This window comes from Gemmatimonadota bacterium (genome assembly GCA_041390125.1).
Classification (GTDB): domain Bacteria; phylum Gemmatimonadota; class Gemmatimonadetes; order Longimicrobiales; family Gaopeijiaceae; genus JAGQIF01.
Genome location: JAWKQN010000016.1, coordinates 88452 through 104710 on the forward strand (window position 1 = coordinate 88452; position 16259 = coordinate 104710).

General features: G+C 71.8%; 13 protein-coding genes. 2 read left to right on the forward strand and 11 right to left on the reverse strand.

Going from position 1 to position 16259, the window contains the following annotated elements; all coding sequences use genetic code 11:
- Positions 1–216 precede the first annotated feature (216 nt).
- Positions 217–2184, forward strand: coding sequence for a PQQ-binding-like beta-propeller repeat protein (locus tag R3E98_17380; GenBank protein ID MEZ4425173.1), 1968 nt, complete (start codon positions 217–219; stop codon positions 2182–2184).
- Positions 2185–2188: 4 nt separating this feature from the next.
- Here the strand turns inward: R3E98_17380 and R3E98_17385 are convergent, their stop codons facing one another.
- The 5 genes from R3E98_17385 to dacB all read right to left on the reverse strand — a co-directional run bounded on the left by R3E98_17385 (position 2189) and on the right by dacB (position 8861).
- Positions 2189–3109: a hypothetical protein gene (locus R3E98_17385; protein ID MEZ4425174.1), complete on the reverse strand. Its 921-nt coding sequence runs from the start codon at positions 3107–3109 to the stop codon at positions 2189–2191.
- 247 nt (positions 3110–3356) lie between these two features.
- Positions 3357–5537, reverse strand: coding sequence for a molybdopterin cofactor-binding domain-containing protein (locus R3E98_17390; protein MEZ4425175.1), 2181 nt, complete (start codon positions 5535–5537; stop codon positions 3357–3359).
- On the reverse strand, positions 5534–6031 hold the full coding sequence (locus R3E98_17395) for a (2Fe-2S)-binding protein (GenBank protein ID MEZ4425176.1): 498 nt from the start codon (positions 6029–6031) through the stop codon (positions 5534–5536). The genes R3E98_17390 and R3E98_17395 overlap by 4 nt, the downstream gene beginning before the upstream one ends.
- A gap of 248 nt (positions 6032–6279) precedes the next feature.
- Entirely contained in the window at positions 6280–7134 is an 855-nt protein-coding gene (locus R3E98_17400; protein MEZ4425177.1) for a creatininase family protein, read from the reverse strand.
- A 149-nt stretch (positions 7135–7283) separates the two neighbouring features.
- The gene (gene dacB, locus R3E98_17405; protein MEZ4425178.1) at positions 7284–8861 is read right to left on the reverse strand and encodes a D-alanyl-D-alanine carboxypeptidase/D-alanyl-D-alanine-endopeptidase; all 1578 of its coding nucleotides are present in this window, start codon (positions 8859–8861) and stop codon (positions 7284–7286) included.
- 232 nt (positions 8862–9093) lie between these two features.
- On the opposite strand from dacB, the gene R3E98_17410 reads away from it, so the two are divergent.
- Entirely contained in the window at positions 9094–9573 is a 480-nt protein-coding gene (locus R3E98_17410) for a DinB family protein (protein ID MEZ4425179.1), read from the forward strand.
- Positions 9574–9628: 55 nt separating this feature from the next.
- On the opposite strand, the gene R3E98_17415 is transcribed toward R3E98_17410, so the two are convergent.
- The 6 genes from R3E98_17415 to R3E98_17440 form a co-directional block, all read right to left on the reverse strand.
- Positions 9629–12259, reverse strand: a complete 2631-nt coding sequence (locus R3E98_17415) for an ABC transporter permease (GenBank protein MEZ4425180.1) — start codon at positions 12257–12259, stop codon at positions 9629–9631.
- Positions 12256–12597: a helix-turn-helix transcriptional regulator gene (locus R3E98_17420; GenBank protein ID MEZ4425181.1), complete on the reverse strand. Its 342-nt coding sequence runs from the start codon at positions 12595–12597 to the stop codon at positions 12256–12258. Before R3E98_17420 ends, R3E98_17415 begins: the two co-directional genes overlap by 4 nt.
- 155 nt (positions 12598–12752) lie before the next feature.
- A complete protein-coding gene (locus R3E98_17425; protein MEZ4425182.1) occupies positions 12753–13871 on the reverse strand; it encodes an amidohydrolase family protein in 1119 nt (372 codons plus the stop codon).
- Positions 13872–13976: 105 nt separating this feature from the next.
- Positions 13977–14810, reverse strand: a complete 834-nt coding sequence (locus R3E98_17430; GenBank protein MEZ4425183.1) for a hypothetical protein — start codon at positions 14808–14810, stop codon at positions 13977–13979.
- A gap of 131 nt (positions 14811–14941) precedes the next feature.
- On the reverse strand, positions 14942–15208 hold the full coding sequence (locus R3E98_17435) for a hypothetical protein (GenBank protein ID MEZ4425184.1): 267 nt from the start codon (positions 15206–15208) through the stop codon (positions 14942–14944).
- Between the two features lie 49 nt (positions 15209–15257).
- A partial coding sequence (locus R3E98_17440) for a hypothetical protein (GenBank protein MEZ4425185.1) occupies positions 15258–16259 on the reverse strand: 1002 nt, incomplete at its 5' end.

The following is a 16259-nucleotide window of genomic DNA, read 5'->3' on the forward strand; positions in this document are numbered from 1 at the left end:
GCCGCGGAGCGGCGGTGTCCTCCTGTTGGACACATCAACCGCCTTCCGGGTTTACCGGCCCTACGGATGCGGTGTGCCTCCGGGTTTCGCTGGAGGCCGAAGCGACGGGCCGGATGGGGCGAAGGGCCGGGTATCCTCCCGCGCGCGGCCCGCCTATCATGGGACACCCCAACCGGGAACCGGTTTCCGTCCCCGATCGCCAGCTCCCGCCCGCCCATGTCCCTACGTCGCCGATTCCTCGGGGTTTACGGGGGCGGGATCCCCCGCGCCCCGGGTCTCCTGCTGGCCCTCCTGACGGTCGTGCCGCCGCTGGCGGCACAATCGGGTGCTCCCGGCGGCACGTGGCCCGTCTGGGGCGGAGACGCCGGGGCCACACGCTACACGGCCCTCGACCGGATCGACGCGGACAACGTGAGGGACCTGGAGGTGGTGTGGCGCTGGCGCATGGACGGGGAGGATCTCCCTCCCGAGCCGCGCAGCCAGACGGTGCCGTTGATGGTGGACGGGGTGCTGTACCTGACGGCGGGGCTCGACCGCGCCGTCGTGGCCCTGGATGCGGCGACGGGCACGACGCTGTGGACCTGGCACCCCGGGGAGGGCGTGCGCGCCGAGCGCGCGCCGCGGCGCAACTCGGGCCGAGGGGTCGCATCCTGGAGCGCGGACGGCGAACGCCGCATCGTGACGATCACACCGGGCTTCCACCTGGTCGCGCTCGATGCCGCCACCGGCCGCCCGGTGCCGGGCTTCGGTCGCGAGGGCGTGGTGGATCTGATGGAGGGCCTGCGCGTGCCTCCCGGTGTGGATCCCGTGGGCATGATCGGGAACAGCAGCCCGCCCGTGATCGCCAACGACGTGATCATCGTGGGACCGGCCTTCCAGACCGGCTTCCGTCCGCCGTCGATGGCCAACGTGAAGGGGGACATCCGCGGCTTCGACGTCCGGACCGGACGCGAGCTCTGGGCCTTCCGGACCATCCCCGAGCCGGGCGAGCCGGGGAGCGAGACCTGGGAGGAGGGGTCGGCCGCCTGGACGGGCAACGCCGGCGTGTGGCCACCGTTCACGGCGGATCCCGACCTCGGGCTGGTGTACCTCCCGGTGGAGGCGCCGACCAGCGACTACTACGGCGGGCATCGGCCCGGGGCCAACCTGTACTCGTCCTCGCTCGTGGCGCTGCATACGCGCACCGGGGAGCTCGCCTGGCACTTCCAGACGATCCACCACGACATCTGGGACTACGACATGCCGTCGGCGCCGATCCTCGTCGACGTAGACGTCGCCGGGCAGGGCCGGCGCCGCCTGGTGATCGCGCTCACGAAACAGGGCTGGGCCTGGGTGTTCGACCGGGAGACCGGGACGCCCATCTGGCCGATCGAGGAGCGGCCTGTTCCCGCCTCGGACGTGCCGGGGGAGTGGACGTCGCCCACGCAGCCCTTCCCGACGCGCCCGGCGCCCTTCGACCGGCAGGGACTCTCCGAAGACGACCTGATCGACTTCACGCCGGCGCTCCGGGCCCGGGCCCTCGAAGCCGTGCGGGGCTATCGCCTGGGGCCGCTCTACACGCCCCCGTCCGTGCTCGCCGCCGACTCGTCCAACCTGGGGACGATCCTCGTGCCCGGCGCCCTCGGCGCAGCCGCCTGGGAAGGCGGCGCCGTCGACCCCGAGACGGGCATCCTGTATGTGGGATCGGCCACGACGGCCACTGCGGCCGCGCTCGCGCCCGACCCGTCCGCCACCGACATGCGCTTCATCCAGTCCAGCGCGGCGCGGACGCCCACCGTGGACGGGCTGCCCCTCTTCAAACCGCCGTACGGTCGCATCACGGCCATCGACCTCACGACCGGCGAGCACGTGTGGATGATCCCGAACGGGGCCACGCCCCGGAGCGTGGCCGAGCACCCCGCGCTCGCGGGCCTCGCTCTGCCGCCCACGGGGAAGTCCACGCGCGCCGGCACGCTGGTCACGCGCACGCTGCTCTTCGCGGGGGAGGGCTGGGGTGGGGATCCGGTCCTGCGCGCCATCGACAAGTCGACGGGCGCCGTGCTGCACACCGTCACGCTCCCCGGCACGCAGAACGGCCACCCGATCAGCTACCTCGCGAACGGCCGCCAGTTCGTGGTGCTGTCCGTCGGCGGGCCGGGACAGGTGCCGGAGCTGGTGGCGCTGGCCCTGCGCGCGCGCGAGTAGGGTCTCAGCGCAGGAGATCCGCCACGAGCGTCTCCAGGGCCGCCTGCCACACCAACGGCCGCCCGGGCAGATCCTCGCGGCGCGCGTGCCGCAGGGTCTCCACGTCCTCTTCCCCGAAGAGCTCCTGCGCCCCCAGGGCGCTCGAGCCCAGTCGCGTCCGCCGCACCGCCAGCCCGGCGGCGCCGATGCGTACGGCCTTGCCGTCGGATCCCACCAAGGCGCCCGTCAGCTGAAGCACCTGGACGGGGGTCTCGAGCGACGTGAGCCAGGGCAGCTCGACGACGTGTCCTGCGCTCAGCTCCACCTCCTTGGTGCCCCGTAGCCCGCGCTGGAGGGGGAGCCACTGGCCCACCTCCAGGGTGAGCACCAGCACGTGGTCGACGCCGGCGACCTCCATCCGCTCGGCCAGGGCCGCGGACCATTCCGGGGACGGACGGCCCACCGCGAGATGCATGCGCGCGGGCCCACGGCCCAGCGCTTCGTCTTCGTCGACCGCACAGTCGTCGGTGGGAAGCCCGCTGGGCGTCTGGCATCCGAAGCGGACGTCGGGGGGGATCCGCGTTCCCGACCCGCTCGTCTGCGCGTCCAGCGCGGGAAGCGGCGTGCTCACCTCCAGCGCGGCCAGGGCGGCGTCGAGATCGGACAGGAGCGCCGCGATGGCGCCGTCCGCCGGGGGATCGAAGAAGGGCTCGTCCGTCGCGCCGGCCTGATAGGCCACCGGCAGATGGCCTGGCGTGCCGGACGCGGCTGCCCGCCCCTCGCCTGCGATCCAGGGCGCGTGCTCGGGAAAGGCATCGCCCACCCCACTGCCGAACGTGGCTCCGGTGCTCGCGCACCCGGCCGTCATCAGCGCGAGGAACATCACGACACAAGAGACGGCCCCGTGCGACAGGGCACGCAGACCGCGTGGGACACGCGCGGACATGGTGAGGAGGCTCCCGGCCGGACGGCCCCGGCGAAGCGCGAAGACGGCCGCTCGACCCCACACCCGGACGGGTGGTGAGAGGACGTGGATCGGGCCGTGATAACCCCGGTGGTGCGCCGGGATCCCGTGCGGGTTGTCCGGAAGGGGAGCGGCCGGACCAGCGAGATGCGAAGCCGCCGTGCGGAACAGGGCCTTGCGGGGTGGAGCAGGACGGGGTGCCGGGCGCGGAGCCCGGCACCCCCGACCGTCAGGACCAGCTCAGGTCGTGCTTGCTCAGCGGCAGCGAGCGGACCCGCTTGCCGGTGGCGGCGAAGATCGCGCTGGTCAGCGCGGGGATCACCGGCGGAAGCGGTGGCTCACCGAGCCCGGTGGGATCGTTGTCGCTCTGGACGAAGTGCACCTCGACCTCGGGGGCACCCCCGATCCGCATCAGCGGATACTCGTCGAAGTTGGACTGCTGCGCCCGCCCGTTCGCGATCGTGATCTCCTGCCCCAACGCCTGCGAGAGCCCGTCGATGACGCCGCCCTGCGCGTTGTTCATGGCGTTCAGCGGATTGATGATGTGGCGACCGATGTCGCCTACCGCCCAGACCTTGTCGACCGTGAGCCGGCCCTCCCGGCTGACCGTGGCCTGCACCACCTCGGCGAAATACCCCCGGTGGCTGTAGTGGAACGCCAGCCCCTTGCCGGTTCCGCGCGGCAGGCTGCCGCGCGCGTCCCAGTCGGAGACCTGCGCCAGCCGCTCCAGCACCGCGCGCGTGCGGACGGGATCGACCGCCGTCTCCGGGCCTGCCTGGGCCAGCAGATCCAACCGGAACTTGAGCGGATCCACGCCCGCGGCGTGCGCGAGCTCGTCGATGAACGACTGGTAGACGAACGCCAGGCCGTTGCTGCCGGGCGCGCGCAGGGCACCGGTGGGGATGCCGAAGGGCATCAGCGTCGCACCCATCGCCAGGTTGGGAACGAACCCGGCGGGGAACTCCGAGTCACGCACGCTGGCGCTCGACGCGAAGCGCTCGCCTTCACCGAAGGACACGAAATGGTTCTTCCAGGCCACGAGCCGGCCGGAGGCGTCCACGCCACCCTCCATCCGGTGATAGCCGGCCGGACGGTAGAAGTCGTGCCGCATGTCGTCCTCGCGGGTCCACAGCAGCTTGACCGGGACGCCCACCTCCTTGGCGATGGCGGCGGCCTCCACGAGGTAGTCGTTGCTCAGACGGCGCCCGAATCCGCCGCCCATGCGCGTGAGGTGCAGGGTGATGTCGCGCTCGCGGATGCCCAACGCCTCGGCGGCCATGGTGCGGCCGCGCTCGGGCGTCTGGGTCGGCGCCCACAGCTCGAGCTTCCCGTCCTGGAAATGCGCGGTGCAGTTCTGGGGCTCGAGCGGCGCGTGCGACAGGAACGGATAGTCGTAGTCCGCCTGCACGCGGTGCGCCGCGCCGGCCAGGGCTCCGTCCACGTTCCCGTCGGAGCGGATGGACAGCGTCGGCGTCTGCGGAAAGAGGCGCTGCGCCTGGGACAGGAAGCCCTCGCTGCTCTGCGAGGCCGTGGCGCCCTCGTCCCACTGGACCTCGAGGACGTTCAGACGCGCCTGGTTCACGAGCCACCAGTTGTCGCCCACGATGGCCACACCGGAGAGCAGGCCCGCGAGGTTCTCCCCACCCTCCACCACGAAGGCGTGGCGCACGCCGGGTTGGGCGCGCACGGCCTCGAGGTTGGCGCTGCGGACCTTGCCGCCGAAGACGGGGCACTTCTCGAAGACGGCGTAGAGCATCCCGGGCAGCGTGGTGTCGATGCCGTAGAGCGGGCGGCCACGCACGATCGCGTCGTTGTCGACATCCGGGATGGGCGTCCCGATGATGCGGAACTGGCTCGGGTCCTTGAGGGGCACCGCCTCGGGGTCGGGTGCGCGCAGCGCGGCCGCCGCGGTCGCGAGCTCCCCATAGCGGGCGCTGCGGCCGCTGGCGCGGTGGTGCACCACACCGGCGTCCGTCTCCAGGTCCGCCACCGGTACGCCCCACGTGTCGGCTGCCGCCTCCAGCAGCATGGCGCGCGCGGCCGCGCCGGCGCGGCGCATCGGATACCAGTGCGTCGGCGTCGCTGTGCTGCCGCCGGCGAACTGGCCCGAGAACTTGTCCGTGTCCAGGTCTCCCTGGACCACGTGCACGTCGGCCCAGGCCACGTCCAGCTCCTCGGCGATGAGCATGGGCAGCATGGTCTTGATGCCCTGCCCGATCTCCGGGTTCTGCGCGACGAGGGTGATGGTGCCGTCCGGCGTGATGCGGATGTGCCCGTTGGGCATGAAGTCCGCCGAGGCCGCTGCCGCGTCGCCGGCGCCGAAGACGTCGAAGTAGCTGGAAAGCAGGAGACCGCCCCCGGCGACCGCGCTGACCTGCAGGAACTGACGCCGCTTCATCGTGGTGCTCATGCGCCCTCCCTGGCCCCGGAGCCACGCTCGGCGTTGTCGGTCATGGACTGTGCGGCGCGGTGGATGCCTTCGCGGATGCGGATATAGGTGCCGCACCGGCAGAGGTTGCGATCCATCGCCTGGTCGATGTCGTCATCCGACGGATTCGGATTGCGCTCGAGCAGCGCCGCGGCCGCCATGAGCTGGCCGGCCTGGCAGTAGCCGCACTGCGGCACGTCCAGCTCGCGCCAGACCCGCTGCAACGGATGGTTGCCATCGGGCGAGAGGCCCTCGATGGTCCTGACGTCGTCGCCCTCGACGGTCTCGACCCGCACCTGGCAGCTGCGGGTCGGGCGTCCGTTCAGGTGGACGGTGCAGGCCCCGCATTCCGAGACCCCGCACCCGAACTTGGTGCCTTTGAGGTCGAGGAGGTCCCGCAGGACCCAGAGCAGAGGCATGTCGGGCGGGGCGTCCACCGTGACGGAGGCCCCGTTGACCTTGAAGGTGACGGGCATGGGCGTGAGCTCCTGGATCGGCGCGGAGGGGGCACTTCAAGGGTACGGGCAGCCCCGAGCCCGGAGCAAGGATGGCGCCGCCGGGCGATCCCCGCGGGTGGCCCGCTCGGGGGGACCTACGACCCGCCGGCCGGCCGCTTTCGCCGGTGGCCCCGTGGAGCCGGAGCCCGGCGATGCGACGCGGGGGAGGGCGCCGTGGACGCGGGGGCCGCCCCGCCCGCGGCCACGGCCCCTGCGCGGGGAGCGGCCTACTTCAGGAGAGAGCGGATCTGCCGGACCGCATACTCCACCTTCATATCGACGACCCGCTTGCCCAGCTCGGCCGACGAGCGGCGGGCGTCGCCGGTGATGCCGTTGTTGAGGCGCGCCGATCCGGCGGCCGGGCGCTGCCCGCGGGGCAGCACCGGGTCGCCGATCGCGTCCTTGACCAGATCCAGCCGCACCCACCCCAGCGTGCCGCCCAGGTACATCATCGTGGAGGTGTCGGGGATGCCGGCGTGGGAGCTGGCGGGGTACCCGTTCTCTTCCATCCACGCGTCGAAGTCGGCTCCCGCCTTCGCGTAGACGTCGTCGCAATAGACGACGCGGATGCCCTGGCTGCGGTACTTCGCGTCCAGCCGCTCCGCCACGGCCGCCAGCTGCTGCTGACCGCCGCCGTGGTCGCCCATGAGCACGACCGCCTTGAAGCCCGTCTTGATGAGCTCCTCCGCGATCTGCTCGTTCATGGCTTCGAAGAGCTCGTTCGTCAGCCCGATCGTCCCGGGCAGCTCGGCGCTGGCCCGATTGGGCGAGAACGGCAGCACGGGCGCCACCAGCGCGTCCCCCAGCTCGAGCGCGATCCGCCGCGCGATCTCGCGACCCATCAGGGTGTGACCGCCATTCACGTTCTGCGGTCCCCTCTGTTCGGTCCCGCCATTGTAGACCAGCGCCGTGGTCTTGCCGCTCTCCAGCGCGGTCTTGACCTCCGGCCAGGTCATCATCTCGAACTCGACGTTGGGTGCGCGCGTGCCCGCCGCACCCGGGGAGACCTCCTGGGCAGCGAGCGACGCGGTGGAGAGCAGGGCGAAGAGGACGAGAGCGGGACCGGACGCGCGGACGGGCATGGAGCGACTCCTCGAGGTGTGGGCTGCGCAATCTCGGCCCTCCGCGGGGGCCGGCAAGATGAACCTCGTGTCAGGGTCGGTGCCGAGGGATCGGCCCGGCTCCGGCGGCTGCGCGCGGGGGCGTCGGGCAGCGGTGCGCGGCACGCGCCTCAGGGGATCTCCTCCCAGGCGAGGGACGCGATCTCCCCCAGTGCCTGCCCGGCGATGACGGCCGGATCGGGTTGGTCCGTGGCGAAGTTGTTCACGTAGATGGCGAAGGCGATCTCGCGTCCGCCCCGCGTGGTCAGGTAGCCCGCCAGACCCTTGCCCGTGATGAGAAGGCGACGGTTCAGCGGGTCGAAGATGCCATACGTGCCGGTCTTGGCCTGCACGTGGCCCGCGCCGGGCGCGTCCACCTGGATGTCCGCGAGCGTGCCGTCGCGCCCCAGGACGGGCAGGGCCGCCCGGAACCCGTCCGCCCATGGGCGGGAGGCCACCAGGCCCAGGAAGCGGGTCATGAACGCAGGCGAGAAGTGGGCCCGTGCGCCGGCGCCGTCCCCCTGGGCCGCCCCGTCCAGGTCCAGTCCGGCGCGCTCCAGCCAGTCGTGCTCCAGGTCGAACCCCGTGCGCGCCTGGTCACGGGCCTCGGGAAGCGAGGCCAGCAGCAGCGGGAAGTTGCTCGCATGCAGGTTCTGGCTGGTCTTGAGGACCACGACGGCTTCTTCGATCAGGGGCAACGAGACGTGTTCCGCGACGACCAGCGAGTCCACGTAGGCGTCTGCGAGCGCGGCGAAGTCCACGGTGCGCGAGGCGAGCCGGGGAAGCGCCGCGACGTCCACGTCCTCGAGCGCCTCGGCCAGGACGACCTCCCCGAAGCGACCCGGCTCCGGAACCACCCATCGCAGATTCTGCGCAGCCGACCCGACAGGCACGCTACCTGTGGCGACCAGCACGCGATGCGAACGGTCCGTGCTGTCCTCCCTCGCGTCGAAGCGCTGCGCCTGCCCGGAATCCGACGTCAGCACGTGCGCCCGCACGGTCAGATACGAGGTGCGCGGCGTCACCTCCACGCGGGCGGGCATACCCGCGGTTGCCGCGGGCGTCACCACGATGTCGATGACGTTGTCGTTGATCACCAGCGGCCCCATGGTCACGCCGGTGCCGCCGTCCCGCTCGCCCTCGGGAAAGAGGGAGGCGTCGACGATCACCTGTCCTGTGATCGCCCGGATCCCGTGACCCGCGACCTGCCGGGCGAGGTCGCGGAGGACGGTGAGCGGATCCGTGTCCAACGGTGGACCGCCGTACGAGTGGTCGTGATCGATGAACGCGTAGGTGCCGTCCGGACGTGCGCGCCCCGACAGGTTCGGGTCCCCGCTGGCCACCAGCACCAGGTCGCCGTCGAGGATGCCGTCGCGGACCGGACCCGTGCGGTAGACGCGCGTCGTGAAGCGATGGTCCGGGCCGAGCACCTCCAGGGCGGTGCCCATGGTCAGCAGCTTGGTCGTGGAGCCGGGGACCATCAGCCGGTCGTTGTTCACACCGAACACGACGCGCCGGTCCCGCAGGTCGTAGAACTCCAGCGCCCACGAGGCGTGACGGAACTCCGGCCGGTCCAGGACCGCCTGGATGCGCGCCGGAAGCGCCTGTGCCCCTGCGGTGGCGGGGAGCAGGAGCACGCTCAGCGCCAGCGCGACCGGGGTGGCGCATCGAACCCGACGCGCCCGAGGGGGGAGGACGAGGAAGGACACGGCGGAGTCTCCGGGCGAGTGCGCGGCGCGGGTTGCGGTGCAAGCATCCGGAGTGGGCGGCCCGCACGCAACCCGAGCCGTACGCGCTCGGCGGCGACCCTCGGGATCGGCGCCTCGGCCCCCTGGGGCGTTCTTGCCACCCCGAGATCGGCCCCGTATCATACCGAACAAAAACCGAAACTGGGCCGATCCGAGGATCCGGTCGGCCCCTCTGTCCAACGGAGGCCTACCGATGTCCGCGTCCGCAGCCCCTGGCGTCATCGTCACCCCCGCCGAGCTCCACGAGCACTGGCAGGGTCACCGCCGCCTCACCCGCCGGGTCATCGAGGCGTTCCCCGCAGATCAGATCAACACGTTCTCGTTGGGCGGGATGAGACCCTTCGGCGCCATGGTCAGGGAGCTGCTCAACATGGCCGAGCCTTCCTTGCAGGGCGCGCTCACGGACGAGTGGCGCAGCTTCACCGAGGGCGAGCTCGGCAAAGCGGAGTTGCTGGAACGTTGGGACGAATCGACGCGCCGGATCGACGAGCTCTTCCCGCAGCTTCCCGATGCCCGCTTCCGCGAGACGCGCAACGCCTTCGGGATGTGGGAGGGGACGGTCTGGAACCTCCTCTTCTACGTCATCGACAACGAAGTCCACCACCGGGCCCAGGGCTACGTGTATCTGCGTGCGCTGGACATCGACGTGCCTCCGTTCTGGGAGCGGCAGTAGCGAGGTCGGGGAGGCGTGGGCGTGCGGTATCCCAGCGACGAGGGCGACCGCGTGCTCACTCCTCCCGCAGCACCGTCATCGGATCGGTGCGGGCGGCGCGGCGCGCGGGGATCCACACCGCGAGCCCGGCCACGAGCAGGAGGAGCACGAGGCTCGCGCCGAAGACGGTCGGATCGGTGCCCCCCACGCCGTGCAGCTGTCCTTCGATGCCGGCGCTGAGGGCGAGCGCGCCCACGCAGCCCACCAGCAATCCGGTCGCGACCAGGATCATCCCGTCGCGCAGGAAGAGACGCGTCACCTGTTGTTCGCGTGCGCCCACGGCCATGCGGATGGCGACATCCCGCCGACGCTGGGCGGCCGCGAACGAAAGCACGGCATACAGGCCCAGCAGGGCCACCGCGATCGCGAACGCGGCGAAGACCCCCAGCAGGCCCGCCAGGAAGCGCGCCGGCCGCGAGGCGGCGTCCACGAGGTCGTGCAGCCAGCCCGTCTCTGACAGTGAGACGGTCGGGTCCAGGGTTCGCAGGGCGCGGCGCATCTCCGCCAACGGCGGAGGCGCGCCCGGGCGCATGCGCAGCGCCACGAGCCCCCACGTGCTCGTGTTCTGGCTGGATGGAAGGTGCAGCCCCACGCCCTCGGAGCCCCCCACGGAGGTGAGCAGGTCCTCGGAGACACCGACCACCCGCACCCAGGGCCCGGGCTCCTCGTCCGCATTGGCGGTCTGGCGGACGCGCAGCCGCTGCCCGATCGCGGACTGCCCGGGCCAGAGCCGCTCGGCGAGGGAGCGGCTCACCACCCCGACCGGCTCCGCGCCGTCCACATCGTCGGCACGGAAGCCGCGGCCGCTGCGCAGCGGCACGCCCAGCACGTCGAACCAGTGGCGGTCGTGGACGATGAGCTCGCCCATGACCGATCGGGACGCGGCGTCCGTCCCGGACTCGCTCTCGAAGAACCGGTCCACGAAGTCGGTCTGGAACGGCAGATGCGTCCCGACGGCGACGCCCTCCACGTCGGGCAACGCCGCGAGCGTGCTTCGCAGCCGCTCGAAGAACTGCACCCGGTCCTCGGACGTCGGGTAGCTCTCGGCGCGCAGCAGCACGCCCCCGTTGTAGAGCCGGTCGGGCGCGAAGCCCAGCTCGAGGTCGCGCAGGTGCTCCACCGCGCGCAGGGCCAGGCCGGCTGGCACCACCAGCGTGAGCGAGAGCGCCACCCCGCCCGCCACCAGGAGCTCCAGGGGCCGGCGGCGCGCTCGACCGCGAGTGCTGCCGCGACCGCCCTCGCCGAGCGCGGACGCGCCCTGCGCGCGCAGGGCGCCCAGCAACGGAGCCAGCCCGAAGAACACACCGGTGCCGAGCGTCAGGGTCACCAGCACGGCGACGGTGCGCGCATCGATCCGGAGCGCGTCGAGGCCGCCGGGCACGGCCTGGCCCAGGTGGGCTTCGAGGGCCGGGGCGCCCGCCCCCAGGAGCACATGGGTCAGCAGCAGCCCCAGCAGCGCCGCCGCGCCGGAGAGCGCGAGACCCTCGAAGACGAGCTGGCGCACCAGTCGACCGCGTCCGGCGCCGAGCGCGCGCCGGATCGTGAATTCCCGCTCGCGGACCGCCGCCCGCACGAGCAGCAGAGCCGCCGCGTCTCCGCAGACGATGAGCAGCGCCAGGAGCACGGTGGCCACCGCGACGCCGAGCACGGGACGCAGCGGCCGGGTGTAGCGGTCCTGCAGGAGCTCGACGTCCACCGCGAAGTCGTCGGGCACGGTCGCGAAGCGCGCCAGGCTCCGTTGCTCCAGCGCCGCGGCCGCCGCGGCAGGCGGGACGTCGGGACGCAGGCGTCCCCCGTAGATCGTGCGATCGGTGCGCAGCGGCGCCAGGAAGTCGGTGTAGCGGTTGTAGTGCCACACGTCCGCGGCGAGCACGCCCACGACCGTGAACGTCTCCGAATCCTCCGGACGATCGGACGTGAAGGCGGTCAGGGTGCGGCCGACCACTCCGGGGTCGCCGCCGTAGCGCTCCTGCCAGAGTCGGTGGCTGATGAGCGCCACGCTCCTGCCGCCGCCCTGCGTTTCTTCGGGGAGGAACAGCCTTCCCGCGGCGGTGCGCAGCCCGAACGCCTCGGGGTAGGCGGGCGAGATCCACGCGCCCCGCACCAGCTCGGGCGCGTCGCCATCCAGCAACGTGAACACGTCCAGGTCCCAGGACGCCGGTGCCTCGAACAGGTCGCCCACCTCCGACTCGTTCAACGGCAGCAGCGGAGAGACCAGCACCAGACGATCCGGAGCCGGAAAGGGCAGGGGGCGCAGCACGTAGGCGCTCACCACCGCCGTCACGGCCGCACAGGCGGCCAGGCCCACACCGAGCAGCAGCACGATCCCGGCGGTGAGGCGCGGCCGCCGGACGAGCGCACGCAGCGCGGCGCGCGCGTCCTGTCGCACGCCACCCAGGACCGCGCGGGTGCCCGTGGATCCACGCATCGAGCGGGAGCGCGAGCGCACGTACGCCCACTCGCGCGGCAGCGCCTGCGCCAGGTCGGCGGCCAGCCGGAAGGAGACGCGCAAACGGCTCCGGCCGTTCCTGCGCGCGTCCTCCAGCAGGCGGCGCGCATCCTCCTCCATCGACTCCGACCACTCGGAGCGGAAGCCCGGCGGGAAGAGCCGGAGCGCGAGCCGGTAGAGGGTGCGCACGAGCCTCATCGGGCTTCCCGGGGCCGGAGCCCACGGGTGCGCGCCAGCTCCGCCAGCCGTGTCATGCGGCCCAGCTCCCGCTCGAGACCGGCCCGGCCTGCCCGCGTGAGCCGGAAGGCGCGCCTCCGACGTGCGTCTCCGCTCCCGTCCTCCACCTCCTCCACCCACGCCTGGTCCCGTAGGCGGTTCAGGGAGCCGTAGACGGTGCCGGGTCCCATCGCGATGCCGGACTCCTCCTCGACCCGCTGCATGACCGCGTAGCCGTGGAGGGGGCCCTCCCCCAGGGCCAGCAGGACGTGGAAGACGGCTGGGGTCAGGGGCTCGGGGCCCGCGGAGTCCGGGGTCATGACGTGGCCATTATTACGGTGGACGAAATATTACGTCCATCGTAGCATCGGAGCGGGGGCCTGCCAAGAGGGGTGCCCGCGGCCACCGCCCCGGACACCCCCCCGATCCAGCTTGTCCCGTTCCATTCCGCGGCGGGACCGACCGGCCGTCTAGCTCACCGCGGGAACCCCGCGGTCGGCATCCGCGGGATGATGCGGAGGGCGTTGCCGTAGTAGACCTGTCGGAGCACGTCGTCCGGCAGCTCCATCCCGTACAGCTTCCAGAACGCGTGATAGTCGCGGTAGTAGTCGAAGTACTCGTCCGCGGTCTCGAACACCCGCCAGTAGTACGGATACTCGTCCGGCGCGAAGGAGTCCTTCCCGAACAGGATGCGGTCCTTGTACTTCACGAAGAACTCGCGCGCGAAGCGGGGTTGCCGGCCGAGATCATAGAGCACCGCGCCCAGCTCGGTGTGCACGTTGGGGAAGCGGTCGAACAGCGCGCCCAACCGGCCGAGGTCGTTGGCGTACCAGCTCATGTGCGCCACGACCCAGGTGGTGTTCGGGTGCTTCGCGATCATCCGGTCGCGCTCGGCCATCAGGTCATCGAAGGTCGGGTACTGCGAGCGATCGTTGAACTGGCGATTGGGGAAGAGCGCCATCTCCAGCCAGCGCTCGTTCGAGTAGTCGAGCGGCTCGAAGAACTCCGGCGGATCCCCCGTGTGGACGAAGACGGGGATGCCCAGGCGGCCCGCGGTCTCCCACACCACGTCCAGCTCCGGGTCGTCGAGCGCGAGCCGGCTCCCGTCGGCTTTGGTGGTGCCGAGGCCGAAGCCCTTGTTGATCTCGCCGATGCCGACGGCCCCGGCCGCCACGTCGCGCTCGAGCTGTGCCGCCAGCTTCGCCCCGGACCCGGGGCCGACGTCCCGCAGGTCGAGCGTCGTGAAGAACACGAAACGGTCCGCGTAGCCGGCGGCGCGCACCGCTTCGATCTGCCGCGTCAGCCGCTCACCGGAGCTCCCGCGCGCCTGGACCATGACCTGCAGGTTGAGCCGGTCCATGGCTTCGACCACCTCTCGGATGGTCTGCGGGTTGTCGAGGTTCGGCGGGTGTCCATGGAAGTCCACGGCCGGGAAGCGTGCGCGCGGCACCGTGTGCTCCGGCACCACGAGCGTCGACTGCGGCTTGTACTCGACGATGGTGGGGGGCGGGATCGTGGGTTGCCGCGTCTGCGCCAGGGCGGCCTGGGGCGCGAGGACGAGAACGGGGAGCAGCGGCAGTAGCGAACGGCGCATGGACGGGCTCCGGATCGTGGCGAGAGGACGGCAAAGTGGCCGGCCGACGAGGCGCTGTACAGCCGGCAGCGGGTTGCGGGTCCCCCCGCCGCAGGGCACCGAGCCTCAGAACGTGATGACGAGGCTGGCGCTGAACTGCTCGCCCGGATTGAAATTGGGCGCCCCGGACCCGTCCTGGTAGACGAAGTCCAGGCTCTCGCCCTCGCCGAGCTTCAGGCGGAGGCCCGCCTCCACCCGGTGGTAGGCGGCCCCGTTCGCGAGGTCCAGCCATCCGGTGGCCCGTCCCAGGAAGGCCAGGCCGCTCCGGCCGAACTCGACCAGGGCGATGGGACGGGTCAGCGCGAGGTCCGCCTTGAGGCGGAAGAGCGCGGAGCCCGGCGCCTCCTCGGAGGCGTCGGGGACGCCCAGCGTGTCGGGAGCCGGGTCCGGCAGGTCGGCCTTGTATCCCGCCTGCAGGAACACCCCGAACGTGCTCTGTCCCAACACGCCGCGCCGAGCGCCGGGCAGGTTCTGGTACCACGGCACCCATCCCCCTTCGAGCAGCACGTTCACGTCGTCGAAGGCGCGATCGGCCTCGATGCCGCCCGCCACGGTGACGACGTGGAAGAAGCAGGTCCCGCACGGCGTTCGCACCCCGGCGATGGTCGTGTCCGGCACCCAGATGACGTTCCCGTGGATCTTGGCGATGACGCGGTTGAAGGCGTCGGCCTCGCCGGTCTCCAGGGTGACCACGGGGCTGAAATCGACGATACGGACGCCGCCTTCGCGGCTGCGTACGCGGAAGACATCCCCCAGGCTTTCCGCGTACTCGATGGCGATCCGCATGGCGGCCGCCTCGGCGTTCGTACGCACGGTGCCGAGCGCCACCGACAGGTTCCGTGGCGGCGGCTCCTGCGCCGCGAGCGTGCAGGGAAGTGCGCAGCCGAGGAGCATCAGCACAGGAGAAGCGAGCCGCCGCCGCCCGACCGCGTGCTCAGCGAGTGGACCGGCTCGGCGCCGCCCTGTCACCCCGGGCTGCGCGGGGAGTGGAGCGCCGTCGGGCCCCTCCACCGCTGGCGAGGCTACGGGCCTCACGCGTCGCCCGGAGGCAGCAGCACGGCCGCCAGCTCCGCCACGGTGAGGTCCATCCAGTCCGCCGGCCATTCGGGATCCTCGAGGCCGTTCATCACGAAGGTGGCCCGCACGAAGGCCTTGTAGATCCGCTTCGGTGTGGCCGTACCCACCCCTTCGTCCGTGAGCACGTCCTTGTGCACCGTGTTGTCGTCGACCACCACACCGGGCGCGCTGAAGGCCCCGAGCTGATAGATCATCACGGCGCGCAGCTGGGCGTTGTCCACGGGTCGCACTCCGGGTCGCAGTCCTCCCGCAGTCTAGGGGGGGTGCGCGCTATCTCGCCAGACGCTCCGCGAACCAGATCCGCGCGTCCCGACCGGCGATCTCCTCGAGGCCGTCCAGCACTGTCTGCGTGGTGGCCGGCCGGCTGCCGAACACGAACGCGACGAAGCGACGCATGGCGTCCGCGCCGATGCGCGCCTCCAGGTCGAGAAGGGCCAGCGGTGCCTTGTGGTAGAGCACCGCGTGGGGAGGCCGCTCCGTCGCCGCCGGAGTCCAGACCGGGGGCTGACCGTCGGCGCGGCGTTCCTTCTCCTCTCGTAGCGCGGCGCGGGCCGAGGCGCCATAGCGCGCACCGACGAACGAGACCGCCGCGTACTCGGCGAAGGACTCGTTGAGCCAGTGATCGGGCGAGCTGGCACCCGCGCCCACATGCCAGAAGTGCGCGAGCTCGTGGCACAGGTAGCCCGCGAGCCCCTCCGCGGTGTGCGCGTCCAGGCGGCTCAAGCTGATGAAGCCGCGGCGGGCGTACCCGGTATCGTCCCGCGGCGCCACCACCACGTTCGCCGCCGTGATGGGGTGCGTGCCGCCGTAGCGCTCGTTCAGGAAGGCCACGCAAGCACCCCCCATGTCCAGCAGCGCCTCCAGAGACCGTCCGTCCCCCCCGCGGGCATAGAGCTCGAAGACCCCTCTGCGGCGTCGTTCCAGGTCGGGCGCAGCCACGAGGGCGATGTCGATCTGGGGCAGGGTATTCTCGACCCGGAAGCCGTCCGCGCTCCGCGACACGATTCCGCTCGAGACCACGGTCCACGCGGGATCGATCACGAGATCGAACGCGGCCGTGAACACCTCCGAGACGGACTCGAAGATCGGATGCCAGGCACCATCGATGTTGAGCTCCACCCATTCCGGTGTGATCCGGTCGATCGGGAAGCCCAGCTCCTCCGGCGTGGGTGCCCCACGGTATCGCACGCGTACGCTCACGCGGCTGCCGACGGTCACGTCCGGTCGGAACGTCACACCGATGCGCGTCCAGGGCGCGAACCCGTCCCACGT